Origin of the sequence: Oceaniradius stylonematis (assembly GCF_003149475.2) — a bacterium.
Taxonomy (GTDB): domain Bacteria; phylum Pseudomonadota; class Alphaproteobacteria; order Rhizobiales; family Rhizobiaceae; genus Roseitalea; species Roseitalea stylonematis.
The window spans coordinates 150,429-175,746 of sequence record NZ_QFWV02000007.1; the positions used below are offsets into that span (position 1 = coordinate 150,429).

The window sequence follows — 25,318 nt, forward strand, 5'->3', positions numbered from 1 at the left end:
GCATGAACGGATTTAAATCGACGACGAGGCGCGGATTTTTGCGCGCATCCGGCGCCGCTGGCGCATTGGCGGCAACGGCGGGCGCTGCGGCCGCCCAGTCCTCGATCATGGAGATTTTGCAGTCTTCCGAACGCGGCAACTGGGACGACCAGTTCGATGCGGCTGGTACACGCGTCAGCCGGGTGGCCAACACGCGCGTTCCGATCCTCAGCCAGGAAACCGCATTCCACGTCGAAGGGGCGATCGGCGACTACCAGCGCATCGTCGCCGCCGGCGGCTGGCCCCGCGTCAACGCGACCAAAGCTCTGAAGGTCGGCGTTCAGGACAATTCGGTGCGCGAACTGCGCCGGCGCCTGATCGTGTCCGGCGATCTGCCGCGCAATGCGGGCGACAGCGCCACGTTCGATACATTCCTTGACGGCGCGCTCAAGCGCTTCCAGGCCCGCCATGGCATGACCGCCGACGGCGTTGTCGGCAATTACACGCTCGCCGCGCTCAATGTGAGCGCCCCGGTCAGGCTCGGCCAGCTCGAGACCAATCTGGTGCGCCTGCGTTCCATGTCCGGCTATCTGGGCGACCGCTACGTCATGGTGAACATTCCGGCGGCCTCGATCGAAGCGGTCGAAAACGACCGTGTCGCACTGCGCCACAAGGCGATCGTCGGCAAGACCGACCGGCAGACGCCGATCCTGTCCTCGCGTATCCATGAGGTCATCCTCAATCCCTATTGGACCGCACCCAAGTCGATCATCCGCAAGGATATCATTCCGCTGATGCGTCAGGACCCCACCTATCTGACACGCAACAAGATCCGCCTGTTCGACGGTCAGGGCAACGAGGTGCCGCCGGAAGCGGTCAACTGGTCGACCGAAGAGGCCGTGGAACTGCGCTTCCGCCAGGATCCCGGCCTCATCAACGCGATGTCTTCGACCAAGATCAATTTCCACAATCCGCATGCCGTCTACATGCACGACACGCCGCAGCAGAGCCTGTTCGGCAAGTTCATGCGGTTTGAATCCTCGGGTTGCGTGCGCGTGCACAACATTCAGGAACTGACCCTGTGGCTCCTGGAATCGACGCCGGGCTGGGATCGCCGCCAGCTTGAACAGGTGGTCGAATCGGGTGTGAACACCGAAATCCCGATCGAGGTTCAGGTGCCGGTCTATTTCGTCTACATTTCGGCATGGGCGTCCGAAGACCGGCTCGTCCATTTCCGCGACGACATCTACAATCGCGACGGTGTGGACGCGCTGCAATTGTCGTCCACCGCACTCTGACGGCGCGCAGCCGAAGCACGAAACCGATCGAGGGGCCCGCGGGCCCCTTTTTCATTGGCGCGGCAATTGTTCACATGACGGCAGCCGATGTCCGTGCGGGACATGACAGGGGCGGGGCGCCATGGTATTGCGCCGCTTTCGGAGCCAAACCCACGCCGAGGACACGCCCATGTCGCAGGACAGCGCCGCCGCCACCGCCTTTGCCGATGCCTTTTTCAGCCAGGATCTGACGGCCCGCGATGCCGGGATCGCCGATGCGATCGGCAAGGAACTGCGCCGCCAGCAGCAGGAGATCGAACTGATCGCCTCGGAAAACATCGTCAGCCGCGCCGTGCTGGAAGCGCAGGGCTCGGTGATGACCAACAAATATGCCGAGGGCTATCCGGGCCGCCGCTACTATGGCGGCTGTCAGTATGTCGATATCGCCGAAAACCTGGCGATCGAGCGGGCGACCGAACTGTTCGGCTGCGGCTTTGCCAACGTCCAGCCCAATTCCGGCAGCCAGGCCAACCAGTCCGTCATGCTCGCGCTGGCAGCGCCGGGCGACACGATCCTCGGCATGAGCCTTGATGCCGGCGGTCACCTGACCCATGGCGCTCGGCCCAACATGTCGGGCAAATGGTTCAACGCGATCCAGTACGGCCTCGATCTGGAAACCGGCCTGATCGATTATGACCAGGTGGCGAAACTGGCCGAAGAGCACAAGCCGCGCCTGATCATTGCCGGCGGTTCGGCCTATTCGCGGATCATCGATTTCGCACGGTTCCGGGAAATCGCAGATTCGGTCGGCGCGCATCTTTGGGTCGACATGGCCCATTTTGCGGGACTGGTCGCGGCGGGCATCCATCCCAGCCCCTTCCCGCATGCCCATGTGGCGACGACGACGACGCACAAGACGTTGCGCGGCCCGCGCGGCGGCATGGTGCTGACCAATGACGAGGCGATCGCCAAGAAGATCAATTCCGCCGTCTTCCCCGGCCTTCAGGGCGGCCCGCTCATGCACGTGATCGCCGCAAAAGCCGTGGCCTTCGGCGAGGCGCTGCAACCCGATTTCCAGGGCTATATGAGTGCGGTGGCCGAAAACGCCAAGGTCTTGGCCCAGACGGTGATCGAGGGCGGCATGCAGATCGTCTCCGGCGGCACCGACACCCATTTGATGCTGGTCGACCTGCGGCCCAAGGGCGTCACCGGCAAGGCGGCAGAGGCCGCTCTCGGCCGGGCGTTCATCACCTGCAACAAAAACGGTGTTCCGAACGATCCCCAAAAGCCGACCATCACCTCGGGCATTCGCCTCGGCACGCCGGCGGCGACCACGCGCGGCTTCGGACCGGCCGAATTCCGCCAGGTCGGCCAGATGATCGTGCGGATCGTCGATGGCCTGGCGCAGGCCGGCGAAGACGGCGACAATTCCGGCATCGAGAGCGCCGTCAAGGAAGACGTGCTCGCCCTGACGGCGCGCTTTCCGATCTACCCGCATCTGAACTGAGGAGCCGAGCGCGTTGCGCTGCCCGTTCTGTCACACCGAAAACACGGCCGTCAAAGACAGCCGTCCCGCCGAGGACGGCACCGTCATCCGCAGGCGCCGCGTCTGCGCCGATTGCGGCGGCCGGTTCACCACCTTCGAGCGGGTCCAGTTGCGCGAACTGTTCGTCGTCAAGAAGAACGGCCGCAAGGTTCCGTTCGACCGCGACAAGCTGGCACGCTCCTTCGAGGTCGCGCTGCGCAAGCGGCCTGTCGACCCCGAACGCGTCGAGCGCGCCGTCTCGGCCATCGTGCGCCAGCTTGAAAGCTCCGGCGAACAGGACGTCCACGCCGACGAGATCGGCACGATGGTGATGGAAGCGCTCAAGCGCATGGACGAGGTCGCCTTCGTGCGCTTTGCCTCGGTCTACAAGGATTTCCGCGATCCGCAGGACTTCAAGGATCTGCTGGGCGAGATCGCGGGCCCCATTGCCGATGTCGAACCCGATGCCGCCGAGTGACCAAAGCCTGACGGTGGATGACCGCCGGTTTCTCGATGCGGCGTTGCGGCTTGCCCGGCGCCATCTGGGCCGAACGGGAACCAACCCGTCCGTCGCCACGCTGATCGTCAACGACGGCGCCATCGTCGGCCGCGGGATCACGGCCCCTGGCGGGCGGCCCCATGCCGAGACCATCGCGCTGGACGAGGCGGGTGCGGCGGCGCGCGGCGCCACCGCCTATGTCACGCTCGAGCCCTGCGCTCATCATGGCCGCACGCCGCCCTGCGCCGAGGCGCTCGTCTCCGCCGGCGTGGCGCGCGTCATCGCCGCCGTCTCGGACCCCGACGACCGCGTGGCGGGCAAAGGCTATGCCATCCTGCGCGCGGCTGGGATCGAGGTTCTGGCCGATTGCGATCCGGTCGGCGCGCGCGACGTGCTGGGCGCCTATCTGACCCGGTCGTCGAAAAAGCGCGCACAGGTGACCCTCAAACTGGCCGTCTCCGCCGACGGCATGGTCGGACGGCACGGCGCAGGTCAGGTCGCAATCACCGGCCCGGTCGCCCGGGCGCAGTCGCACATAATGCGTGCCGAACATGACGCGATTCTCGTCGGCATCGGGACGGTCCTTGAAGACGATCCGGAGCTGACCTGCCGGCTGGAAGGCCTCGAGGACAGATCGCCCCGCCGCATCGTGCTCGACAGCCATGCCCGCCTGCCGGTCGAATCGCGTCTCGTTGCAACGGCGGGGCGGGCGCCGGTCCATGTCGCAACCCTCCATCCGCAGTCCGAACGGGCGCGGGCCCTCGTCGAAAAGGGCGTTCGGATCATCGCCGGCGAAAGCCACGACAGCCGCATCGCGCTGCCCGAACTGCTGGAAGACCTTGCCGCGATCGGTGTCGCGAGCGTCCTCGTCGAGGGCGGGGCAGAGGTTGCAGACGCCTTCCTGCGCGAAGGGCTCGCCGACCGCATCGCGCTTTTTGAAAGCAATGTTGTCGTCGGCGAAGGTGGCATTGCCGCCCCGTTCTCGAGCGGTCGTCTGCCGGACGGATTTGCGATCCGGCGCCGCGCGGTCTATGGCCCCGACCGGTTCATGCTGCTGGAGCGCCAGGACTGATGTTCACTGGTATCGTCACCGACATTGGCGAAGTGGCCGCCGTGACCGACTTGCCCGAGGGCCGGCGGTTTCGCATCGCCACGGCCTATGAGCCGGCGACCATCGACATCGGCGCGTCGATCGCCTGTTCGGGGGTCTGCCTGACCGTGGTCGCACTCCCCGAAGAAGGCGCAAATGCCCGCTGGTTCGAGGTCGAGGCCTGGGAGGAGGCCCTGCGCCTGACGACGGCCGGCGCCTGGGCGACAGGAACACGGCTCAATCTGGAGCGCGCGCTGAAGGCCGGCGACGAATATGGCGGGCACATGGTGTCGGGTCATGTCGATGCGATGGCGACCATTGCCGAAACCAGGCCCGAAGGCGATGCGACGCGCTTCATCATCGAGGCGCCCGAGGCGCTTATGAAGTTCATCGCGCCCAAGGGATCGGTGGCGCTCGACGGCACGTCGCTGACCGTCAATGGCGTCGACGCCAACCGGTTCGACGTCCTGCTGATCCGCCATTCGCTCGACGTCACCACCTGGGGCCAGAGCCGTGCCGGCGACCGGATCAACCTCGAGATCGATCCGATCGCGCGTTATGTCGCGCACTATGCCGACCGTCTTGCGGCTGCCGAAAAAGAGGCGTAGGGCTCCGGCCTGACCTCTTTGAGACCGGTATCCCATGAGCTCTGAAAAAGCGCATCTCCTGATCGTTGAAGCACGGTTTTATGACGACATGTCCGACGCGCTGCTCGCCGGCGCGATCAGCGCCATCGAGGACGCGGGCGCAACCTACGACATCGTCACCGTGCCCGGCGCGCTCGAAGTGCCCGCGGCGATCGCCTTCGCGCAGGACGGCCGGACGCGCTATGACGGCTATGTTGCGCTCGGCATGGTCATTCGCGGCGAAACCTATCATTTCGAGTTGGTCTGCAACGAATCCGCGCGCGGCCTGACCGATCTCGCCGTGAACCACAAGCTCGCCATCGGCAATGGCATCATGACCGTCGAGAACGAGGAGCAGGGCTGGGCCCGCGCCGACAAGACCCGCAAGGACAAGGGCGGCGCTGCAGCGAGAGCCGCGCTGGCCATGATCGCGCTGCGTGCAAGGCTCGACGTGCGATGAACGCCAGCGCCTCCAAAACCAAGGCTGCCAACAAACGCGGCGTGGCGCGCCTCGGCGCGGTGCAGGCGCTCTACCAGATGGACATGTCCGGCGCCGGCGTGCTTGAAACCGCCGCCGAATATGAAACCTTTCGCCTCGGCAAGGAGATCGACGGCTTCCAGTATCGCGACGCCGATCCCGCCTGGTTCCGGGCGATCCTTTCGGGAGTGGTCGCCGAACAGACCCGGATCGATCCGGTTGTCCGTGACGCGCTGACCGAGGACTGGCCGCTGTCGCGCCTCGACGGGACGTTGCGCGCGGTTCTGAGGGCCGGCGCTTGGGAACTGCTCCATCGCAAGGATGTGCCGGTGCCGGTCATCGTCACCGAATATGTCGATGTGGCGCATGCGTTCTTCGACGAGGGCGAGGAGCCGCGCATGGTCAATGCGGTGCTCGACCGCATCGCCCGCCAGCATCGACAACAATAAAAGGACAGGCGCGAGACCGATGACCGCAAGCGCAGCCCAGGACCTTGTGACCGCCAAGCGCACCACGCTGACCATCGCCACCTCGCAGGCGATCGTTGGCGCGGCGGCGCCGGTCGCCATCTCGCTGGGCGGGCTCGCCGGCCATTATCTTCTGGGCGCCGACAAGACGCTGGCGACACTGCCCGTGACAGGCTTCAACATCGGCGTTGCGCTTGGCGCTCTGCCCGCAGCCATGCTGATGCGCGCCGTCGGCCGCCGCAACGGCTTCGTTTCGGGCGCCATGGTCACCGCGCTTGGCGGCGCGATCGCCGCACTCGGCCTGTTCCAAACAAGTTTCATCCTTTTCGCGACCGGACTTCTGGTCATCGGCCTTGGCGGCGCATTCGTCCAGCAATACCGGTTCGCCGCCGCCGACGCGTCTCCCAAGCTGTTCAAGCCCAAGGCGATCTCTTGGGTGCTGGGCGGCGGTGTCTTCGCCGCGATCATCGGGCCGCAGGCGGTCATCCACACCAAGGACATGTTCGCGCCGGTCGAATTCGCCGGCGCCTTCGTGGCGGTCATCGGGCTGGGTCTTCTCGGCGCGGCGATTTTGTCGACGCTCAAGATCAAGGATCACGTCGAGACCGATCCGGCCAACATTCCCACCGGGCCGGAGCGTTCGCTTGGCGCCATCATCGCCCAGCCGCGCTTTGTCGTCGCTTTCGTCTGCGGCGTGACGACCTATGCGCTGATGAGCTTTTTGATGACCGGCGCGCCGCTCGCCATGGTGGGCTGCGGGTTTTCCACCGAAGAAGCAACGCTCGGCATCTCCTGGCATGTCATGGCCATGTTCGCGCCCAGCTTCGTCACGGGCAATCTGATCGCCCGGTTCGGCAAGGAGACGATCGTCGCCACCGGGCTTCTCATCCTGATCGCATGTGGTCTGGTGGCTTTGTCGGGCATTGCGCTCTGGCAGTTCTGGCTGGCGCTGATCCTGCTCGGCGTCGGCTGGAACTTCGGCTTCATCGGCGCCACCGCCATGCTGACCGAAACCTATACGCCCGCCGAAAAGAACAAGGTGCAGGGTGTGCACGATTTCGCCCTTTTCGGCACGGTCGCCTTCGCCTCGCTGATGTCGGGGGCGACGCTCAATCTGTTCGGCGGCCAGGTGGAGCTGGGCTGGGCGGCGCTCAACTGGATCCTGCTGCCGGTCGCCGCGGTCTGCCTGGTCGTCCTTGCGATCTTCGTCCTTCACGATCGCCGCGCCGCCTCGGAGGCCGCCCACCACCCGTGATGCGCACGGCCCGTTTTACAACCATTTGGGAATAGGGCGCCTGGTGCCTTGACCCCCAAACGCCCATTCTGCATAGACGACGCCGATGCGGGCCCGTCCGGGTGCCGCAATTCAGAATTGATCCGATCCGCCGGGGGACCTTGGGCGGAACTTCAGGAGGAAAATCGATGATACTTCTCGCCGTTATTGCCTGCGGCCTTGTATCGATTGTCTATGCGATCTGGGCCACCCAGTCGGTGCTTGCAGCCGACCAGGGCAACGAGCGCATGCAGGAAATCGCCGGCGCGATCCGCGAGGGCGCACAGGCCTATCTGAACCGGCAATACACCACCATCGCCATCGTCGGCGCCGTGGTCTGCGCCATTACCTGGGTGCTTCTGGGCGCAACGGCGGCCATCGGCTTCCTGATCGGCGCGGTGCTTTCGGGCGTCGCCGGCTATATCGGCATGTTCGTGTCGGTCCGCGCCAATGTGCGCACCGCCCAGGCCGCCGCCCACTCGCTGTCGGGCGGTCTGGACATCGCCTTCAAGTCGGGCGCGATCACCGGCATGCTGGTGGCCGGCCTCGCGCTGCTCGGCGTTGCGATCTACTACTATGTCCTGACCGACATGATGGGCCTTTCGCCCGAAAGCCGCACCGTCATCGATGCGCTCGTCGCGCTGGGCTTCGGTGCATCGCTGATCTCGATCTTCGCGCGTCTCGGCGGCGGCATTTTCACCAAGGGTGCCGATGTCGGCGGCGATCTGGTCGGCAAGGTCGAAGCGGGCATTCCCGAGGACGATCCGCGCAACCCGGCAACCATCGCCGACAATGTGGGCGACAATGTCGGCGACTGTGCCGGCATGGCCGCCGACCTGTTCGAGACCTATGCGGTGACCGTCGTCGCCACCATGGTGCTTGGCGCGATCTTCTTTGCCGGCACCGACGTGCTGGCTTCGGTCATGCTCTATCCGCTGGCCATCGGCGCCGCGTGCCTTCTGACCTCGATCATCGGTACCTTCTTCGTGCGTCTGGGCACCAACGGCTCGATCATGGGCGCGCTCTACAAGGGCCTGATCGCGACCGGCATCCTCACCGTCTTCGGCCTTGGCGCGGCGACCTCGCTGACCGTCGGCTGGGGCGAGATCGGCGAAGTTGCCGGCAAGACCATCGAGGGCCGGTATCTGTTCTACTGCGGCCTGATCGGTCTCGTCGTCACCGGCCTGATCGTCATCATCACCGAATACTACACCGGCACCAACAAGCGTCCGGTCAACTCGATCAGCCAGGCATCGGTGACCGGCCACGGCACCAACGTCATCCAGGGTCTGGCCGTTTCGCTTGAATCGACCGCACTGCCGGCCATCGTCATCGTCGCCGGCATCATCTCCACGTTCCAGCTTGGCGGCCTGTTCGGTACCGGCATCGCGGTCACCGTGATGCTCGGCCTCGCCGGCATGATCGTCGCGCTCGACGCATTCGGTCCGGTCACCGACAATGCTGGCGGCATTGCGGAAATGGCCGGTCTCGACCCGGAAGTGCGCAAGTCCACCGACGCGCTCGATGCGGTCGGCAACACCACCAAGGCTGTCACCAAGGGCTATGCCATCGGTTCGGCCGGCCTCGGCGCGCTGGTCCTGTTTGCAGCCTATTCGAACGATCTGACCTACTTCGTCGCCAATCCGGACACCTACAGCTACTTCTCCGATGTTGGCGAGATCTCGTTCGATCTGTCCAACCCCTATGTCGTTGCCGGCCTTTTGTTCGGCGGCCTGATTCCGTACCTGTTCGGCGGCATCGCGATGACCGCCGTCGGCAGGGCCGGGAGCGCGGTGGTCGAGGAAGTGCGTCGTCAGTTCCGCGAAAAGCCGGGCATCATGGAAGGCACCGAGCGCCCGGACTATGCCCGCGCGGTCGACATGCTGACCAAGGCCGCGATCAAGGAGATGATCGTGCCGTCGCTGCTGCCGGTTCTGGCGCCGCTTGTTGTCTATTTCGGCGTGCTGCTGATCTCGGGCTCGAAAGCCTCGGCCTTTGCCGCGGTCGGCGCGATGCTGCTCGGCGTGATCGTCAACGGCCTGTTCGTCGCCATCTCGATGACCTCGGGCGGCGGCGCCTGGGACAATGCGAAGAAGTCGTTCGAAGACGGCTTCATCGACAAGGACGGCGTCAAGCACGAAAAGGGTTCGGAAGCCCACAAGGCGTCCGTGACCGGCGACACGGTCGGCGATCCCTACAAGGACACCGCCGGCCCGGCCGTCAACCCGGCGATCAAGATCACCAACATCGTCGCACTGCTGCTGCTGGCGGTTCTCGCCCACTAGCGGGCATTGCGACCCGACACGAAAAACCCGCGCGGAGCGATCCGCGCGGGTTTTTCTTTGAATCTGATAGTTGCCCTTGGGGCGACGGCCCGAACCGGCGGCTGCCTACCGCCCGCCGCGCAAGATGGATTCCGCCGAAGGCCCGCCGATCGAGCCGGACAGGATTTGCGCCAGGAACGTCTGGTCGCGGCCGCCGGTCGGCGTCGTGCGTGTGATGAAGTCGAACACGCGGCCATCCTGAAGGCCGTAATCGGCGATCCGCTCGACCGTGCTCTCTTCGTTGAAATAGACCGCCAGAACCCTCTGGTCCACCAGGCGCGGCTTGAGAAACTGCGCGCGCCGCTCACGCGTCTGGGAGATGTAGTAGAACACCTCATTGTCGAACGTCTCGGTCGTGGTCGGCGTGCCGAGCGTCAGCAGCACCTGGTCGCGGCTCGATCCGGGCGGCACCAGCGCCAGCGTCTGTTCGTCGACGACATAGCCCTGCTTGAACGTTTCGGACATGTTGAGCACATCGCTCGTCGACGCATTGCACGCCGACAGGGCCGTTGCCGCAGCCAACACGAGGGCCACGCCGGCAAAAGAGCGGCCATGCGCCTTGAATTTTCGAGCCGTCACATTCATCTCCTTGGCCGTCAATACCCGGCCGCGCTGGAAATCACCCGGTAACCCAGCTATGGCCGCCGTGCAAGCCGTCGGCCGTTCGCCGCCGGAACCCGTTCTGGATAAGCGCATGATTGTGTCACTGTTTCGGCGAAAGGGCCAAAACGCCAACCGGATCATCGTCGACCGGGTGTTCCGGCATGTCGTCGATGCCGCACGGCAGCCGGTTCTCTATGCCGATTGGGGCATCCCCGATACGCCGCTTGGCCGTTATGAATCGCTCGGCCTGCACATGATCGTGCTGCTGCACCGCACGCGCGACAGCAGCGAACCGCTGCAGGCCCTGGCCCAGGATGTGCTCGACGAGTTCTTCAAGGACGTCGATCACTCGATCCGGGAGCTAGGCGTCGGCGACGTCGGCGTTCCCAAGCGCATGAAGAAGCTTGCCCGCATGTTTTATGGCCGCATGGGACCCTACTGGGAGGCGATGGATGCCGGCGATGCCGGGGCGCTGGCAGCCGCGCTCGGCCGCAACATCATGCCCGGCGATGCCGCAACCGCCGATTTCAGGGCCGATGCGATCGCCCGTTACATGCTGGCCGCCGCCAAGGCGCTCGCCGCCCGGGACGATGCGACGCTGCTCACCGGCGATGTGGCCTTCCCCGATGCCGGGGCGGTGGCATGAGCATGCCCGCTGCCGGCAGTTCGCCGGTTTCCCACGCCATCAACGTGTCCGTGCTTCCTCAAAAGGGGCGCGACGAGACGATCGCAGCCGATGGGGCGCAGTTGGAACAGTTGGCCGCCGCGCACGGTCTGCTGGCTGCCGACAGTTTCAAGGCCACCGTCCATGTCCGGCGGTGGCAGCGTGACGGCGTCCGCCTGACCGGCCGGGTCAGCGCGCGCGTCACCCAGCAATGCGTCGTCTCGCTCGAGCCGGTCGCCGCGACCGTCGAAGCCGAGATCGACGCGATCTATGTGCCCCAGGGTTCGGCGCTGGAAAGGCGCATGGAACCGGGCGAGGGCGGCGATCTGATCATCGATGCCGAGGGGCCGGACCTGCCCGAACCGTTCGAGCCGCCCATGCTCGATATCGGCGCGGTGACCGAGGAATTTTTCGCGCTCGCACTCGATCCCTATCCCCGCGCGCCAGGCGTTGCACCACCTTCCGAAAAGGCCGTCGAGCCGGCCGAAGAGCGGGAAAACCCGTTTGCCGCGCTCAAGGCGTTGCGCCAGAAGGGCGATGGCTAGGAACGCCAAATTGCCGGTTGAGCGGACGATCATTATCGCTATGGTGCCGCACGCTGCGGCCGGCCCCCACGCCGCGCCCGGCCCGGACACGCGCGAAACAGGATGAGCAACACGGTGATAACGGTATCGGTGGATGCGATGGGCGGCGACCACGGCCCTTCGGTCGTCATCCCTGGCGCGGCGATCTCGCTGTCGCGGCATCCCGGCATGCGCTTCCTGCTGTTCGGCAAGAAGGACGAGATCGAGGCGGCGCTTGCCGGCCATCCCAAACTGCGCGAGGCCAGCACGATCGTTCATTGCGATGTCGCCGTCAAAATGGACGACAAGCCCAGCCAGGCCCTGCGGAACGGGCGCTGGAAGTCGTCCATGTGGAAGGCGATCGAGGCGGTCAAGTCGGGCGAGGCCGATGTGTGCGTTTCGGCGGGAAACACCGGCGCGCTGATGGCCATGTCGCGCTTTTGCCTGCGCACGATGGCCGATATTGAGCGTCCCGCCATCGCCGCCATCTGGCCGACGCTGCGGGGCGAATCGATCGTGCTCGATGTCGGCGCGACCATCGGCGCCAACGCGCTGCAACTGGTCGATTTCTCGGTGATGGGCGCGGCAATGGCGCGCGCATTGATCGAGGTCGAGCGTCCGACCGTCGGCCTGCTCAATGTTGGCGTCGAGGAGATCAAGGGACAGGAAGAGGTCAAGGAAGCCGGGCGCCTCCTGCGTGAGGCCGATCTCGACGGGCTCGACTATCACGGCTTTGTCGAAGGCGACGATCTGGGCCGCGGCACGGTCGATGTCGTCGTCACGGAGGGCTTCTCCGGGAACATCGCGCTGAAGACCGCCGAGGGCACCGCGCGCCAGATCGGCGAATATCTGCGCGCGGCGATGAGCCGGACGCTGATGGCGCGCCTCGGTTACGTTCTGGCGCGCGGCGCCTTCCGTCGTCTCAGCGACCGGATGGACCCGCGCAAGGTCAATGGCGGCGTCTTCCTGGGCCTGAACGGCATCGTCGTCAAAAGCCATGGCGGCACCGACGATGAAGGCTTTGCCGCCGCCGTCGACATGGCCCATGACATGGTGCGCAACGGTCTGGTCGACAAGATCCACCACGACATTCACCTGTTCCACGACGGTCCTGGCCGTGGCGGTCCGGAAGAAGACGGCGAAGACGCTCGGCCCAAGGCAGCACAATGATAAGATCAGCCATCACCGGCGTCGGCTCCGCATTGCCGAAACGGGTCGTTCCGAACACCGAACTCGAGGCCAAGCTCGAAACCTCCGACGCATGGATCAGGCAGCGCACGGGCATCACGCAGCGCTATATCGCCGGCGACGACGAAACCAGCGCGTCTCTGGGAGAAGCCGCTGCGCGCGCGGCGCTCGACGATGCCGGCCGGACCCCCGACGATATCGACCTGATCATCGTCGCCACTTCGACGCCCGACAACACGTTTCCGGCCACGGCCGTCAACATCCAGAACCGGCTTGGCATGCACCATGGCGCCGCGTTCGACATCCAGGCCGTATGCACCGGCTTCATCTACGCGCTGACCACCGCCGACACCTACATCAGGGCCGGACTGGCGCGGCGTGTCCTGGTGATCGGCGCGGAGACGTTCTCGCGCATTCTCGACTGGACCGACCGGCGTACCGCCGTGCTCTTCGGCGATGGCGCCGGCGCCGTTGTCGTCGAGGAGGCCGCCGGCGTCGGGCTGACATCGGACACGGGCATTCTGGCGGCCCATCTGCGTTCGGACGGCCGGCACAAGGACAAGCTCTATGTCGATGGCGGGCCGTCGACGACGGGCACCACCGGCCATCTGCGCATGGAGGGCCGCGAAGTGTTCAAGCACGCCGTCGGCATGATCACCGACGTGATCGAACAATCCTTCGCCACAGCCGGCATTTCGGGCGACCAGATCGACTGGTTCGTGCCGCACCAGGCCAATCGCCGGATCATCGAAGCATCGGCGAAGAAGCTCGGCATTCCCGAAGACAAGGTCGTCATCACGGTCGACCGGCACGGCAACACGTCCGCCGCCTCGGTCCCGTTGGCGCTTTCCGTTGCCGTCGCCGATGGCCGCATCAAGCGCGGCGATCTGGTTCTGCTTGAGGCGATGGGCGGCGGATTCACCTGGGGCGCATTGTTGGTGCGCTGGTGACCGCACCTTTCTTCCGCGCTTCGTCTGTTCCTTCCGTCCCGCGGATCACGGGGCATTTGCTTGATTTACAAGGCCTTTGGCGATACGATTTTTTTGGCTCTGATTTTGTGCGCTTCGGAAAGACAGCTTGATGGGGGAGAAAACGGTCACACGGTCTGACCTGACCGAAGCCGTCTACCGCAAGGTGGGCCTGTCACGTACCGAGTCTGCCGCCCTCGTCGAAATGGTCATCAACGAAATTTGCGACGCCGTCGTGCGGGGCGAAACGGTCAAGCTGTCGTCGTTCGCCACCTTTCAGGTGCGCTCCAAGACCGAGCGGATCGGCCGCAATCCCAAGACCGGTGAGGAAGTGCCGATTTCGCCGCGTCGCGTGGTGACGNGCAAATGGCCAGGCCGCCGCTGTCGACAGGTGAAGCACGACCATGACGGACAAGAGCCCCGACGCGTTCCGCACCATTTCCGAAGTCGCCGACGATCTGGACCTGCCGCAGCATGTGCTGCGTTTCTGGGAGACGCGCTTTTCGCAGATCAAGCCGCTCAAACGCGGTGGCGGCCGGCGCTATTACCGGCCGACCGATGTGGACCTGCTGCGCGGCATAAGGCATCTGCTCTATGAGGAAGGCTACACGATCAAGGGTGTGCAGAAGATCCTGCGCGAGAACGGCATCCAGTTCGCCATCGCCATCGGAACGGGCGACATGTCGGCGCTTGAGGAGATGACCCGCCGCAATGCCGAAGCGCGCCAGGCCGAGGCGGAAACCGAAGCGGCCGCGCCGCAGGCGGGCGCCGACGCACCGCCTGCCCAGGCCGACGCCGATGTCGTGGTTGGCCATGCACGGCCGCGCGGCCGCGGCCTGTTCGGGCTTGGCGGCAAGGGTGGCGAAAGCGGCGAAGGGGCCGATCTGTCGCGCGACAACCGCACATTGCTCCAGGAAGCCCTGTTCGATCTTCTCGAGTGCAAGCGGCTTCTCGACCAGACGCGGTAGGCGGCCCTTCGATCGCGCATTGAGGGCTTGTGCGCGCCGCTGCGCGCCACTATAGCTCTGCCACGGTCGGAGCGTAGCGCAGCCCGGTAGCGCACTACACTGGGGGTGTAGGGGTCGTGGGTTCGAATCCCGCCGCTCCGACCAGTCTTTTCTCTGTCAGATGTGGTCGGTTTCGCGCGCTATGCCGTTGCGTGCCGCAGCGTAAGGCCGACTTCACGCTGATGCCGCGCTTCCAGCGCGATGCAGCCCCAGATCACGCCGAAGATCAGAAACAGGTGCCGCCAGCGGTCGGTGTCAATGACGTTGCCGATCAGGGCGTGCCCGAAAAAGACGATCAGCGCGCACACGAGGATGGGCTGCCATGGCCGGTCGCGGAAGACGATCCTGAGGCCCGCGCCCAGCGTCCAGACGACCAGCGTGACGTAGCTGGCAAAGCCGAGCCAGGAATAGTCGAACAGCGCCTTGAGCCAGATATTGTGGGTGTCGGCGCCGAACCGCTCCCCGAACTCGAGCGGGCCGATGCCGAACGGGTGTTCGGTGGCCTTCATGTAGCCGATCAGATGGTTGGCGAACCGTCCGGACTGGCCGCTGTCATAGTCCTGCAGCCGTGCCCGCTCGATCAGCATCTCGCGCACGGCCTCGATCTGGATGGCGATCAGAAGCGCGATCACCACCGCGACGAAGGCCGTGGCGGCCAATGCCGCGATGCGCAGGCGGAACCGGTGCGAGGGCGATGCAATCAGAAGGAACGCGGTCAGAAGCAGGGCGCACAGGACGAACAGGCCCCAACCGGCGCGCGAGAACGACAGGAAGATCGCAAACGACAGGACGATCAGCATGGGCAGCCGCCACAGCGCGCCTTCGAGCGACCGGGTGAGCACGCCGTGCAGGCAGTAGATCGCGGGCAAGGCGAGGAACGGCGCAAACACGTTCGGATCCTGAAAGGCGCCCATGGCCCGGCCGTAGCGGGTGAACAGGTCGGCGCCAGGCACCAAATTGAAATAGCCGACAATGCCCAAAAGCCCGGTCAGGACGGCGGCCGTGAGATAGCCGTTCATGATGATCTCGGCGCGCCGGCCATCCGCGGCGATCACGGCGGCAAAGAAGATCGCCGTGAAGGCGAGAAAAAAACCGACGGCGACATACATCGGCGCGTCGCGCCATTCTGTCATCGTCATCATCGAGATGACGCCGCCGATGTTGAACACGATCAGCAGCACCAATAACGGCATGATCGCGGCGGGAAACCTCAGCCCGCACAGCACCCAGATGCCCACAAGCCCGACCATGTAGAGTTCGTAAGGGGCCGGCTCGTTGATGACGAAACCGCTCAGAAAAGCGCCGACCCAAATGGCAAAGGCGGCCAGAAGGCCGCCCAGCACGCGGTTCCTGTCCACCGCCGGAAGGGTGAGGGCCACATCGGTCAATAGGCGTTTTCCGTGTTGAACAGGCTCATCGGCGTCAGGAACAGGATTTTCAGATCGAACAGCAGCGACCAGTTCTCGATGTAATAGAGATCATATTCGGTGCGTTTCTTGATCTTTTCGTCGCTGTCCACTTCGCCGCGCCAGCCATTGATCTGCGCCCAGCCGGTGACGCCGGGCTTGACGCGATGGCGCGCGAAGTAACCATCGACCACTTCACCGTAAAGCTTGTCGCGGGTCTGGGCATGGACGGCGTGGGGGCGCGGGCCGACCAGCGACAGATCGCCCTTGAGCGCGTTGAAGAACTGCGGCAGTTCGTCGATCGACGTCTTGCGGATGATCCGGCCGACCGGCGTGACGCGCGGATCGCCCCTGGTCACCGCGTTGCGCGCGGTGGCGTCCTGCTGGTCCACATACATCGAGCGGAACTTGTAGACGTTGATGATCTCATTGTTGAAGCCGTGCCGCTTCTGCACGAAGATCGCCGGCCCCTTCGAGGTCAGCTTGACGGCGATGGCGGTCGCCAGCATGACCGGCGACAGCACGATGATGCCCACAAGCGAGAAGAAGATGTCGAAGCCGCGCTTTGCGACCCTGTCCCAATCCCGGATCGGCCGGTCGAAAATGTCGAACATCGGCACCTTGCCGATGTAAGAATAGGTGCGCGGTCGGAACCGCAGCCGGTGCGAATGGGCCGAAAGGCGGATGTCGACGGGCAGAACCCACAGCTTCTTGAGCATGTGCAGAACGCGCTTTTCCGCGTCCAGTGGCAGCGAGACGATCAGCATCGAAATGCGCGCGCGGCGCGTGAATTCGACGAGTTCCTCGATGTTTCCCAGCTTGGGATAGCCGGCGACCACCAGCGGAGAGCGTTCATCGTCGCGATCGTCGAAGATGCCGCAGATGCGCACGTCATTGTCCGGCTGGGCTTCCATCGCGCGGATCAGCTTTTCGGCCGGCGTGCCGCCGCCGACGATCACCGCGCGGCGCTCCATGGTGCCATTGCGCGCCCACCGGCGCACGCGCCAGTTGAGCAACAGCCGCGTCAGGAAGAGAAAGACCAGCCCGCCCAGAAACCATGAGCCGAACCAGACGCGCGAATAGTCCTCCGATGCCTTCATGAAGAAGGCGGCCAGCGTCATCACCGCGAACGCTGCGGTCCACATCAGGGCGACGCGCGGAAACCATCGCAGCGTGTTGCGGATCGCGCGGATCTGGTAGGCATCGACGATCTCGGCAAAGACCAGATAAAGCGTGGAACCGGCGAGGATCGCGGCCGGATACTCGACCATCATCGTATAGGGCACGCCGACATAGGCGAGCATGATGGCCGTGGAGATGAGCGCCAGTCCAACGAACTCGCCGACCCGCAGCAGTCCGGTCACCATCGATGGCGACACCGTGTCCTTGCGATACTCGTCGGCGATACGCGCGGCCAGCGAATTGAGCTGGCCATCCTTGACGACCAGCTCGTCACCGATCTGATACGCCCTGACGCTTTCGGGCGTGTAACGCAGGCGCGGATCGATCTCGTTCATCATACTGTCCGTTGGCGATTGCCGCCGGACGCTAGCGCGTTCGGCTTAAGAAACGCTTGATGCGCCGTTGGTCTTCGGGCCGGCCGGCGAACGCTGTATCGCTGCCGGACGGGCGCGCGTCAGCGCCTCGCGATAGGCATTGACGATGCTTTCGGCCATTACAGCGGCGCTGAACCGGGACTTCAGCGTGGTCACGGGCACCATCTGGTTGCCGAGCCAGCCCGGCTGGTCGAGCGACCGGCGCATCGCGTCGGTCAGGGGGACAAGCGCCGGTTCGACCAGCGCAGCGTTGTTCTCGCCCATGATCTCGGGAATGCCGCCGACCTTTGTGGCGATCAGCGGCATGCCGGCGGCGAGTGCTTCGAGGACGATATAGGGCATGGCTTCGGCCCGCGACGGCATGACGACCGTACGGGCAAGGGCAAAGGCGTCCCGCGCGGGCATCGGTTCATGCATCGTGATGGCCCCGGCAAGGCCTTGCGCCCTGATGCGCTCCGCGATCGCTGCCCGATCGGGTCCGGCGCCGACCATCACCGCCCTGACATCATCATGGCCGCCGGAGCGCAGCGCGGCGATCGCGTCCACGAACAGATCCGGCCCCTTCAGCATTCGGATTTCGCCGATGAACAGGAACGCCGCGGCCTGGCTGGCGGGCACCACCGGCTCGAACTCGGCCGGTGTCAGTCCGTTATGGACCACTTGCGTCGTGCAGCGCGGCGTGCCGATCTTGGCCGCATAGACCGATCGCTCATAGTCGGCGACGAACAGGATGGTTTCGCAGGCGCGTTCCAGCAAGCGCTCGACGGTGAAATAGAGCTTTCCCTTGCGGCTTTGCGGGTCGAAATGCAGGCTTCCTCCGTGCGGGGAGTAAAGCCGGGCTGGGCGCGCATCGCGATTGGCCAGCGCGCCGATGGCACGCGCATAAACGCCGCCTTTCGCACCGTGGCCATGGACGATGTCGGGTTTCAGCCGCTTGAGCACCGAAAGCGATGCGCGGGCGCTGGCAATGTCGCCAAACCCGACGGCGCGGGCCATGGCGACCCGGTGCAGGCCGAGCGGTAGGTCGCCGGCCAGCAGTTCCAGCATGGTTTCGTTGTAGCCGTCGGTGCCCCGGACATCGCAGATGAGCGCGACCCGATGGCCGGCATCGACCTGGGCCAGCACCAGATCGCGCACATGGCGCAGGACACCGCCCATCGGTGCGCGGAGCAGATGAACGATGCGCAGGCCGGCCGTGTCGGACATGGCCGTCAGCTCCCGTCAGAACAGCCGTTCGCGGACATAGATGGTATCGCCGGGCATGATCGGATCGGAGATCAGCACGCGGCCGGTCATCACGCGGCCATTGATATGGCGTGTGATGTCGGCATTGGCCTGATTGGCGCGCGCCGAAAACCCTCCGGCCGATGCGATCGCGGTCTGCACCGTCATGCCGGGAACATAGGCATATTGGCCGGCCGAACCGACCTCGCCCATGATGAAGACCGGTCGGTACTGGTCGACCTGAACCGAGACGTCCGGGTCGCGCAGGAAACCCTGCCGCAGCTTGGCGGCGATCGCGCTTTCCATCTGTTGGACGGTCCTGCCTCGGGCCGGCACGGCGCCGACGAGCGGGAAGGAAATGTAGCCGGACTGGTCGACCGCATAGGAATTGGTCAGATCGACCTGGTCGAACACGGTCACCCGAACGCTGTCGCCGGCATCGAGCGTGTAGGGCTGGCTGATCGCTTCGTGAAACGCCGCCGGCGCGGGGCGGTACCCCGAACAGGCCGCCAGCGAGACGAGGGCGGCGGCTACAAGGCCTGTCGTCAAAAAGGAGCGCAACTGAACACCCATTGGCACATCCAAACGTCGAAAAGCAGAAGTGCGTGTGCACCTCGATCAGACGCCGTTATCGCCCTGTTAGGGTTAATGGCCGGTAAAGCGGCGGGCACGACCATTGCGCGCGCCGAGCGGCGGGGCGGGCGGTTTACCTATCGTCAATCGAGATGAACGAACCCTCAACGGCCGGTTTACGCGGTGGTTACCATAAACCTTTAGAACGGACGGCCAGTACTGCGTATCCGGAGTAATCAAATGGCCGTTTCGTCCTATCAGTCGCGCGACGCCGATATCGATATCGGCCGGCTCTCTGCGGCCGTCTGGCGCGACAAGTGGATCATCCTGATTGGTTCGTTGGTCATCACCGCGCTGGTCGCGGTTGCCCTGATGCTTGCCACCCCGCAATACCGGTCCGACGCGCGTGTGCTCATCGATGCCGGCGAATCCGTCTTCACCCGGCCCGAACGCGACCCGCTCGCCGATCAGACCCGCCTCGACCAGGAAGCGGTGGCCAGCCAGGTCGAAATCATTACATCGACCGATCTTTTGATGCAGGTGGCCGGGGAACTCGATCTGGCTTCCCGCAGCGAATTCAANTGCCGGGGAAAAGCGCGTCCTTGATGCGATGCGCGAGCGTCTGACTGTCTTTCCGGTCGAAAACTCGCGGGTGATCGTCATCGGCTTCCGCTCGTCCGATCCCGAGCTTGCCGCGCGCGTCCCCAATGCGCTGGCCCGGGCCTATGTGGCGCTTGAAAGCCGCGCCCAGTTGCAGAACACCGGCGCGGCCGCGGACTATCTGGAAAGCGAGATCGGTCCGCTCCAGGACGAGGTGCGCGCCGCAGAAGCGGCCGTTGCCGAGTACCGCGCCGCCAACGGCCTTTTCATGGGCCAGAACAATTCGGTACTTGCGACCCAGCAGCTCGCCGAACTGTCGACGGAACTGTCGCGCGTGCGCGCCGAACGCTCCGCGCTGGAAGCGCGCGTCCGCAGCGTCGAAAGCGCGCTGGACAGCGGCACGTCGGTCGACACGCTTCCCGACGTTATCGCCTCGCCCATCGTCGCCCGGCTGACCGAACAGCGCGCCAATCTGATGGCGCGTCAGGCCGATCTTTCGACGACGCTGTTGCCCGGCCATCCGCGCATGCAGGCCTTGCAATCGCAGATCGGCGGCCTGGAGGCCCAGATACGCGATCAGGCGCGCAACGTGTTGGCCGGCCTGCGCAACGAGGCGAGCATTGCGCGCGGCCGCGAGGAAGAGCTCAATGGCGATTTGAACACGCTCAAGGCCGCGTCCGCCGATGCCGGCGGCAGCGAAGTGGAACTGCGAGCGCTCGAGCGCGAAGCCGCCTCCAAGCGGGCACTGCTCGAAACCTATCTTCTGCGCTACCGCGAAGCCCAGTCGCGCGACCAGGGCGAATATGCGCCAGCCAAGGCGCGGCTGATTTCAAGCGCCACCGTGCCGCTCGAGCCATCCTTCCCGCGCATGGTGCCGATGGTCGGCGCGACATTCTTCGTCTCGCTGGTTCTGATGGTGGTGGTCACGCTGATGCGCGAACTGTTCTCCGGACGTGCGCTGGTGCCCGCGGCCGTTGCCGCGGGGTCCGGGGCAATCCCAACGGCAGATCGCGATGATGCGCCCGTGCTGCGGGACCGTGTCGCTGTCGAGCCGCCGACAGATGTCGATGAGCCGGCTGCCGCGCCGCCGGCCAACGACAATTTCTCGGTCGCCGCCGTTGCGTCCAAGCTGGTGCGCCGGGGTGCCGGCCGCGCTCTGATCGTCAGTCCGGCAGGCGGATCGGGCGCGCACAACACGGTCGCGATCGCCCGCGCGATCGACGCCAGGGGGCTGCGCGCGATCGTGCTCGATCTCAGCGGAACCGGGCTTGCCAGCCGGTTGATGGACGCCGATCCCGCCGATCCGGGCATCACCGACCTGCTGGCGGCCGAGGCTTCCTATTCCGATGTGATCTTCGGCGACGGCGCGTCCGGCGCGCACATCATCGCCGACGGCAATGCCGATCCCGACCGGGCCGTGTCCGGCATCGAACGTCTGCCGATCATCCTCGACGGGCTGTCGTCGGCCTACGATATCGTGCTGGTCGATTGCGGCGCGACCGACGCCGCCGGGCTCAACCGTCTTGTCAGCGCCGACAGCGAGATCGTCCTGTCGGTCGACGCGCAAAGCGGTGAAAGCGCGGTCGATGCGGCCCGCGACCTGTCCGAAGGCGGACATGACGATGTGCTGATCGTCATCGAGGAGGAGGGTGGAATGCCTGACCCCGTCGAACCCGAACCGATGCGCAAGGCCGGATAATGATGGCGGCCTGACGGCCCGCGGTCAGCGCCGGGCCAAAGCCCGGCGCGCCGTCTTGACCGCCGACCAGACCCGGTCGTTGGACTTGATGGCCCGCACGGCGCGGCTGCGGTTGGTCTGCGCGAATGCGCGTGCCTTGCCCGCCAGCGTCAGGCCGATGGTCGTGTCCATGTGAACCGTCTCGATGTCGCACCACGACCGCTTGTAGGGCTCGTCTCCGATCCCGAAATCAAAGATTTCGATGCCGGTTTCGCAGGCATGGGCGATCGCGCTGAAAAAGAGCAGTTCGCCGGGTCTCAACTGGGCATGTTCGGGCTCGAATGAACCGAATTCGACGGTCATCCGATTGGCGTGCCTGGTGCAGCCGATAACCGCGATGATCTCGCCGTCAAGCGTCAGCCCGTGCAGCGTGTGATCGGGCGCCCCGTCGGTGAAAAGATCGAGCAGGAAGGCCTTGATCCGGTCATCGCCGAAAACATTCGCAATTCCGGCCTGGCGAAACCTTTCGGCCTTGAGTGCCAGAAACCTGTCGAGATAGCGCGACACCTGTTCGGTCGGAACCGGATGGAGGAACTCGACCGATCCCTTCGCATCGAGCTTGCGGCGGTAGCTGCGCAACTTCTTGCGCTTGCTCTTGCCGCCATGGGTCTTCAGCACCGTGTCGAGGTCGCCATCGATGGAAAAGGACAATGCGATGTTCGGGCTGGCAACGCTCGATGCGAAGACGAACGGGTTGGCAAGGTTGTGCCATTTTGCGTGCTGGCGCTCGAGAAACAGCGAGTTGGCGGGAATGCCGGCCGCCTTGATGGCCGACAGGATCGCCGTTTCGCCGGCATCCGACAGCGCGGCGATGTCCTCGCGCCGCCCGACGGGGAAATTGCCGTTCGCGTGCCGCCCGCCGCAATAGCCGGCGACACCGTTGTCGCACCGTTCGAGCGGCAGCAGAACCGGACCATGTCCGACAACCGCGAACTTGAGGAACATCGGCGCGCAGCCGGCACTACCGACCCAGGCGGAAAGGAAGGCGGGGTGCTGGTATCCGGTGAACACCATGTCCGGTGTGATCGCTGCCACGGTGGCACGGATGACCTCGATGTCGGTGACGACATCGACCGCAATGCTGGCCGGCGCGGCCTTGGAAACGCGGCGGGGGGCCGCCATATTGGATGTCACGTCAACCATTGAATTAAGCCTCCGCACCCGATCTACGCCAATCGGGTTTCTTTTCCGTTGAGACGGGGCTTGAAAGGCGAACGGCCAAACAGGTTATCCGCTGTCGGTTTCCCTTGGGCGGCGTTCCATCCACGAGATGACGAACATGGCGGGCACCACCCAGAAGACGCCCGAAAAGGCGAAGAAGGCGAGATGCACGTACCACGCGCTTTCGGCCAGACGGTGTGACGCAATGGCCGTGGCGACAAGCGCGTAGATGACGACCAGCGCGACCAAAACCAGCATGCCGATGAATTTCTTGAGACGATAGGGCATGTTCTCTCCCGCGATGGGCTGCCATGTAGCACGACGGTCGCCATTGCCAAGGCCGTCAAGTGATGCCGCCATGCGGCAAAGCGGCACTTGAAAGGCCGAGTCCGATTTGCAATCAGGCGCGCACACTGCGTTTGGTGAAAGACATTCGATGACCGCCGCCACTGATCTCGCCGACACCGTCTCCGTGCCCGCCATGGCAACAGGCCGCGATTCCGAATTGCGCAATAGGGCGCAGGTTCGCGGCTGGCTCTATTTCACCGCGCTCGTGCTTCTCGTGCTGGTCGTTGTCGGCGGGGCGACACGGCTCACCGATTCAGGCCTGTCGATCACCGAATGGGCGCCGATCCACGGCGTCATACCGCCGCTGACAGAAGTTCAATGGCAGGAGGAACTGGAGCGCTACCGGCAGATCCCCGAGTACCAGCTGGTGAACAAGGGCATGTCGATGGCCGAGTTCCAGTTCATCTACTGGTGGGAATGGGGCCATCGTTTCCTTGCGCGCACGCTCGGCCTCGTCTTTGCCGTCCCGCTCGCCTTCTTCTGGCTGGCCGGACGGCTCGACCGGCGACTGAAATGGCCGCTCGTGGGTCTTCTTGCGCTTGGCGGCCTGCAAGGCTTCATCGGCTGGTGGATGGTCTCGTCAGGGCTGACAGAGCGCGTCGATGTCAGCCATTATCGTCTTGCCGTGCATCTGTGCATGGCCGCGCTGATCCTGGGCGGCATCGTCTGGGTGGCGCGCGCCATCGCGCCGCATGCGCCCGATCTCAAGCCGACGGCGAACTCCTCGCTCTGGGCCGGCGTCATCGCCGGTCTGGTCTTCGTCCAGATCTATCTGGGCGCGCTCGTCGCGGGTCTCGATGCGGGCTGGGTCTACAATGAATGGCCGATGATGGGCGAGGGGCTGTTCCCGACCATCATGTGGGAGCCGACGCTGGGCTGGCGCAACTGGGTGGAAAACCCAGCCATCGTCCAGTTCGCCCACCGCACCGGCGCGTATGCGCTGCTGCTGGTGGTGATCGCGCACGCCATCTCCTGCTGGCGCTGGGCGCCGGGCTCGACCCATGCGCGCCGTGCGGCTACGCTGCTTGCGCTGGTGGTCGGCCAGGCGCTGGTCGGCATCGTCACGCTGGTGATGGAAGTGCCGCTTTCCTGGGCGCTGGTCCATCAGGGGCTGGCCTTCTTCGTGCTGGCCTTTGCGGTGGCCCACTGGCGGGCCATGGTCGGCCCCATACCGCTTCTGGACGGCCGGCCGCACCGGCACGCCTGATCAGGCGCCGATCATCAGGTCGAGGTTCTGCACGGCGGCGCCGGACGCGCCCTTGCCGAGATTGTCGAGCGAGGCGATGAGGTTCATCTGCCCGTCGCCCGGCGTGCCGCACACATAGAGCTTCATCCGGTCGGTGCCAGCCATCTCGGTGGCATCGATGCGCACCGTCGCCGCGCTCTGATCCAGTTCGACCACCTCGACGATCGTCTGGCCGGAATAATGGTTTTCCAGCGCTTCATGCACGCGTTCCATCGGCGCATGGTCGTTCATATGCGCCGACAGCAGCGGCACATTGACCAGCATGCCTTGTGCGAACCGGCCCACCGATGGTGTGAAGACGGGCCGGGCGGTCAGGCCCGACCGCTCCATGATCTCGGGCACATGCTTGTGCCGCAGCGGCAGCGCATAGGCAAAGAACGGCGCGGCGATCCGGTCGTCGGCGGCCTGGTCCTCCATCTGCCGGATCATCTGCTTGCCGCCACCCGAATAGCCGGAGACCGCGTTGATGGTCACCGGATAATCCACCGGCAGGATGCCGGCCAAAACGAGCGGCCGCAAAAGCCCGATCGCGCCGGTCGAATAGCAGCCCGGATTGGAGACGAACTGCGCTTCGGCGATGCGGGTTGCCTGGCCCGGTTCGGCCTCGGCAAAGCCGTAGACCCAATCAGGATCGGTGCGGTGCGCGGTCGATGCATCGATGAAGCGCGTGCCGGCGCCATCGGCCAGTCTGACGGCCTCGCGGGCCGCATCGTCGGGCAGACACAAGATCGCAATATCCGCCTCGCGCAACAGCGCGGTGCGCTTGTCCATGTCACGCCTGTCGGCTTCGGCAAGCGAAAGGAGCGCGATGTCGGACCGCGCCGCAAGCCGGTCGCGGATTTGCAGTCCGGTCGTCCCATGTTCGCCGTCGATGAAGATTGTCGCTGCCATGTCGGTCCCGAAAGCTCTTTGTTTTCAATTCTTTTCCTGCGCTA

Annotated in this window: 25 protein-coding genes, 1 tRNA gene and 1 pseudogene; 19 read left to right on the top strand and 8 right to left on the bottom strand. The window is 65.0% G+C overall.

Annotation, left to right across the window (positions count from 1 at the left end; all coding sequences use genetic code 11):
• Positions 1–2: 2 nt before the first annotated feature.
• From DEM25_RS11720 to DEM25_RS11760, 9 genes are all read left to right on the top strand, one after another.
• Positions 3–1,277 (top strand): L,D-transpeptidase family protein, encoded by a 1,275-nt coding sequence (locus tag DEM25_RS11720; RefSeq protein WP_109765939.1) that lies wholly within the window; start codon positions 3–5, stop codon positions 1,275–1,277.
• 169 nt (positions 1,278–1,446) lie between these two features.
• Positions 1,447–2,763, top strand: a complete 1,317-nt coding sequence (glyA, locus tag DEM25_RS11725) for a serine hydroxymethyltransferase (protein ID WP_109766162.1) — start codon at positions 1,447–1,449, stop codon at positions 2,761–2,763.
• 13 nt (positions 2,764–2,776) lie between these two features.
• A complete protein-coding gene (nrdR, locus tag DEM25_RS11730) occupies positions 2,777–3,259 on the top strand; it encodes a transcriptional regulator NrdR (RefSeq protein WP_109765940.1) in 483 nt (160 codons plus the stop codon).
• Positions 3,246–4,352 carry a bifunctional diaminohydroxyphosphoribosylaminopyrimidine deaminase/5-amino-6-(5-phosphoribosylamino)uracil reductase RibD gene (ribD, locus tag DEM25_RS11735; RefSeq protein ID WP_245412885.1) on the top strand — a complete coding sequence of 369 codons (1,107 nt, stop codon included), beginning with the start codon at positions 3,246–3,248 and terminating at the stop codon, positions 4,350–4,352. Before nrdR ends, ribD begins: the two co-directional genes overlap by 14 nt.
• A complete protein-coding gene (locus tag DEM25_RS11740; RefSeq protein WP_109765942.1) occupies positions 4,352–4,978 on the top strand; it encodes a riboflavin synthase in 627 nt (208 codons plus the stop codon). Before ribD ends, DEM25_RS11740 begins: the two co-directional genes overlap by 1 nt.
• Positions 4,979–5,012: 34 nt before the next feature.
• Positions 5,013–5,456: a 6,7-dimethyl-8-ribityllumazine synthase gene (locus DEM25_RS11745; protein ID WP_109765943.1), complete on the top strand. Its 444-nt coding sequence runs from the start codon at positions 5,013–5,015 to the stop codon at positions 5,454–5,456.
• Positions 5,453–5,923, top strand: a complete 471-nt coding sequence (gene nusB / locus DEM25_RS11750) for a transcription antitermination factor NusB (RefSeq protein WP_109765944.1) — start codon at positions 5,453–5,455, stop codon at positions 5,921–5,923. The genes DEM25_RS11745 and nusB overlap by 4 nt, the downstream gene beginning before the upstream one ends.
• A 19-nt stretch (positions 5,924–5,942) precedes the next feature.
• The gene (locus DEM25_RS11755) at positions 5,943–7,196 is read left to right on the top strand and encodes an MFS transporter (RefSeq protein WP_109765945.1); all 1,254 of its coding nucleotides are present in this window, start codon (positions 5,943–5,945) and stop codon (positions 7,194–7,196) included.
• Positions 7,197–7,363: 167 nt separating this feature from the next.
• Positions 7,364–9,499, top strand: coding sequence for a sodium-translocating pyrophosphatase (locus tag DEM25_RS11760; RefSeq protein WP_109765946.1), 2,136 nt, complete (start codon positions 7,364–7,366; stop codon positions 9,497–9,499).
• A gap of 105 nt (positions 9,500–9,604) precedes the next feature.
• Here DEM25_RS11760 and DEM25_RS11765 read toward each other — a convergent pair whose 3' ends face one another.
• Positions 9,605–10,123: an outer membrane protein assembly factor BamE gene (locus tag DEM25_RS11765; protein ID WP_109766163.1), complete on the bottom strand. Its 519-nt coding sequence runs from the start codon at positions 10,121–10,123 to the stop codon at positions 9,605–9,607.
• Between the two features lie 109 nt (positions 10,124–10,232).
• On the opposite strand from DEM25_RS11765, the gene DEM25_RS11770 reads away from it, so the two are divergent.
• From DEM25_RS11770 to DEM25_RS11800, 7 genes and pseudogenes are all read left to right on the top strand, one after another.
• A complete protein-coding gene (locus tag DEM25_RS11770; RefSeq protein ID WP_109766164.1) occupies positions 10,233–10,787 on the top strand; it encodes a ubiquinol-cytochrome C chaperone family protein in 555 nt (184 codons plus the stop codon).
• Positions 10,784–11,350, top strand: a complete 567-nt coding sequence (locus DEM25_RS11775; RefSeq protein ID WP_109765947.1) for a YceD family protein — start codon at positions 10,784–10,786, stop codon at positions 11,348–11,350. The genes DEM25_RS11770 and DEM25_RS11775 overlap by 4 nt, the downstream gene beginning before the upstream one ends.
• A 102-nt stretch (positions 11,351–11,452) precedes the next feature.
• Positions 11,453–12,538 (top strand): phosphate acyltransferase PlsX, encoded by a 1,086-nt coding sequence (plsX, locus tag DEM25_RS11780; protein WP_375567224.1) that lies wholly within the window; start codon positions 11,453–11,455, stop codon positions 12,536–12,538.
• Complete coding sequence (locus tag DEM25_RS11785; RefSeq protein ID WP_109765948.1) at positions 12,535–13,506, top strand: beta-ketoacyl-ACP synthase III; 972 nt, start codon at positions 12,535–12,537, stop codon at positions 13,504–13,506. The genes plsX and DEM25_RS11785 overlap by 4 nt, the downstream gene beginning before the upstream one ends.
• Before the next feature lie 130 nt (positions 13,507–13,636).
• Positions 13,637–13,942 (top strand): annotated as a pseudogene (locus tag DEM25_RS11790) (integration host factor subunit alpha); the annotation flags it as partial.
• Entirely contained in the window at positions 13,929–14,492 is a 564-nt protein-coding gene (locus DEM25_RS11795; protein ID WP_109765950.1) for a MerR family transcriptional regulator, read from the top strand. The pseudogene DEM25_RS11790 and the gene DEM25_RS11795, both read left to right, overlap by 14 nt.
• A gap of 67 nt (positions 14,493–14,559) precedes the next feature.
• Positions 14,560–14,636 (top strand) — tRNA-Pro (locus DEM25_RS11800).
• A gap of 35 nt (positions 14,637–14,671) precedes the next feature.
• On the opposite strand, the gene DEM25_RS11805 is transcribed toward DEM25_RS11800, so the two are convergent.
• From DEM25_RS11805 to DEM25_RS11820, 4 genes are read right to left on the bottom strand one after another with little or no spacing between them, the layout of a single operon-like run.
• Positions 14,672–15,910, bottom strand: a complete 1,239-nt coding sequence (locus tag DEM25_RS11805; protein WP_342633482.1) for an O-antigen ligase family protein — start codon at positions 15,908–15,910, stop codon at positions 14,672–14,674.
• A 5-nt stretch (positions 15,911–15,915) separates the two neighbouring features.
• Positions 15,916–17,454: an undecaprenyl-phosphate glucose phosphotransferase gene (locus DEM25_RS11810; RefSeq protein ID WP_109765952.1), complete on the bottom strand. Its 1,539-nt coding sequence runs from the start codon at positions 17,452–17,454 to the stop codon at positions 15,916–15,918.
• 45 nt (positions 17,455–17,499) lie between these two features.
• The gene (locus tag DEM25_RS11815; RefSeq protein WP_245412886.1) at positions 17,500–18,699 is read right to left on the bottom strand and encodes a glycosyltransferase; all 1,200 of its coding nucleotides are present in this window, start codon (positions 18,697–18,699) and stop codon (positions 17,500–17,502) included.
• 15 nt (positions 18,700–18,714) lie between these two features.
• A complete protein-coding gene (locus tag DEM25_RS11820) occupies positions 18,715–19,290 on the bottom strand; it encodes a polysaccharide biosynthesis/export family protein (RefSeq protein ID WP_109765953.1) in 576 nt (191 codons plus the stop codon).
• A 240-nt stretch (positions 19,291–19,530) separates the two neighbouring features.
• Here DEM25_RS11820 and DEM25_RS18195 point away from each other — a divergent pair, with 240 nt between their 5' ends.
• Both DEM25_RS18195 and DEM25_RS11825 read left to right on the top strand, forming a co-directional pair.
• Positions 19,531–19,896, top strand: a complete 366-nt coding sequence (locus tag DEM25_RS18195) for a Wzz/FepE/Etk N-terminal domain-containing protein (RefSeq protein ID WP_245412887.1) — start codon at positions 19,531–19,533, stop codon at positions 19,894–19,896.
• A gap of 4 nt (positions 19,897–19,900) precedes the next feature.
• Complete coding sequence (locus DEM25_RS11825; RefSeq protein WP_245412888.1) at positions 19,901–21,589, top strand: GumC family protein; 1,689 nt, start codon at positions 19,901–19,903, stop codon at positions 21,587–21,589.
• Positions 21,590–21,613: 24 nt separating this feature from the next.
• On the opposite strand, the gene DEM25_RS11830 is transcribed toward DEM25_RS11825, so the two are convergent.
• A complete protein-coding gene (locus DEM25_RS11830) occupies positions 21,614–22,771 on the bottom strand; it encodes a GNAT family N-acetyltransferase (protein WP_109765955.1) in 1,158 nt (385 codons plus the stop codon).
• An 84-nt stretch (positions 22,772–22,855) separates the two neighbouring features.
• On the bottom strand, positions 22,856–23,077 hold the full coding sequence (locus DEM25_RS11835) for a DUF2842 domain-containing protein (protein WP_109766167.1): 222 nt from the start codon (positions 23,075–23,077) through the stop codon (positions 22,856–22,858).
• 148 nt (positions 23,078–23,225) lie between these two features.
• Here DEM25_RS11835 and DEM25_RS11840 point away from each other — a divergent pair, with 148 nt between their 5' ends.
• On the top strand, positions 23,226–24,344 hold the full coding sequence (locus DEM25_RS11840; RefSeq protein WP_109765956.1) for a COX15/CtaA family protein: 1,119 nt from the start codon (positions 23,226–23,228) through the stop codon (positions 24,342–24,344).
• Here the strand turns inward: DEM25_RS11840 and argC are convergent, their stop codons facing one another.
• Positions 24,345–25,274 carry an N-acetyl-gamma-glutamyl-phosphate reductase gene (gene argC / locus DEM25_RS11845; protein WP_109765957.1) on the bottom strand — a complete coding sequence of 310 codons (930 nt, stop codon included), beginning with the start codon at positions 25,272–25,274 and terminating at the stop codon, positions 24,345–24,347.
• Positions 25,275–25,318 lie beyond the last annotated feature (44 nt).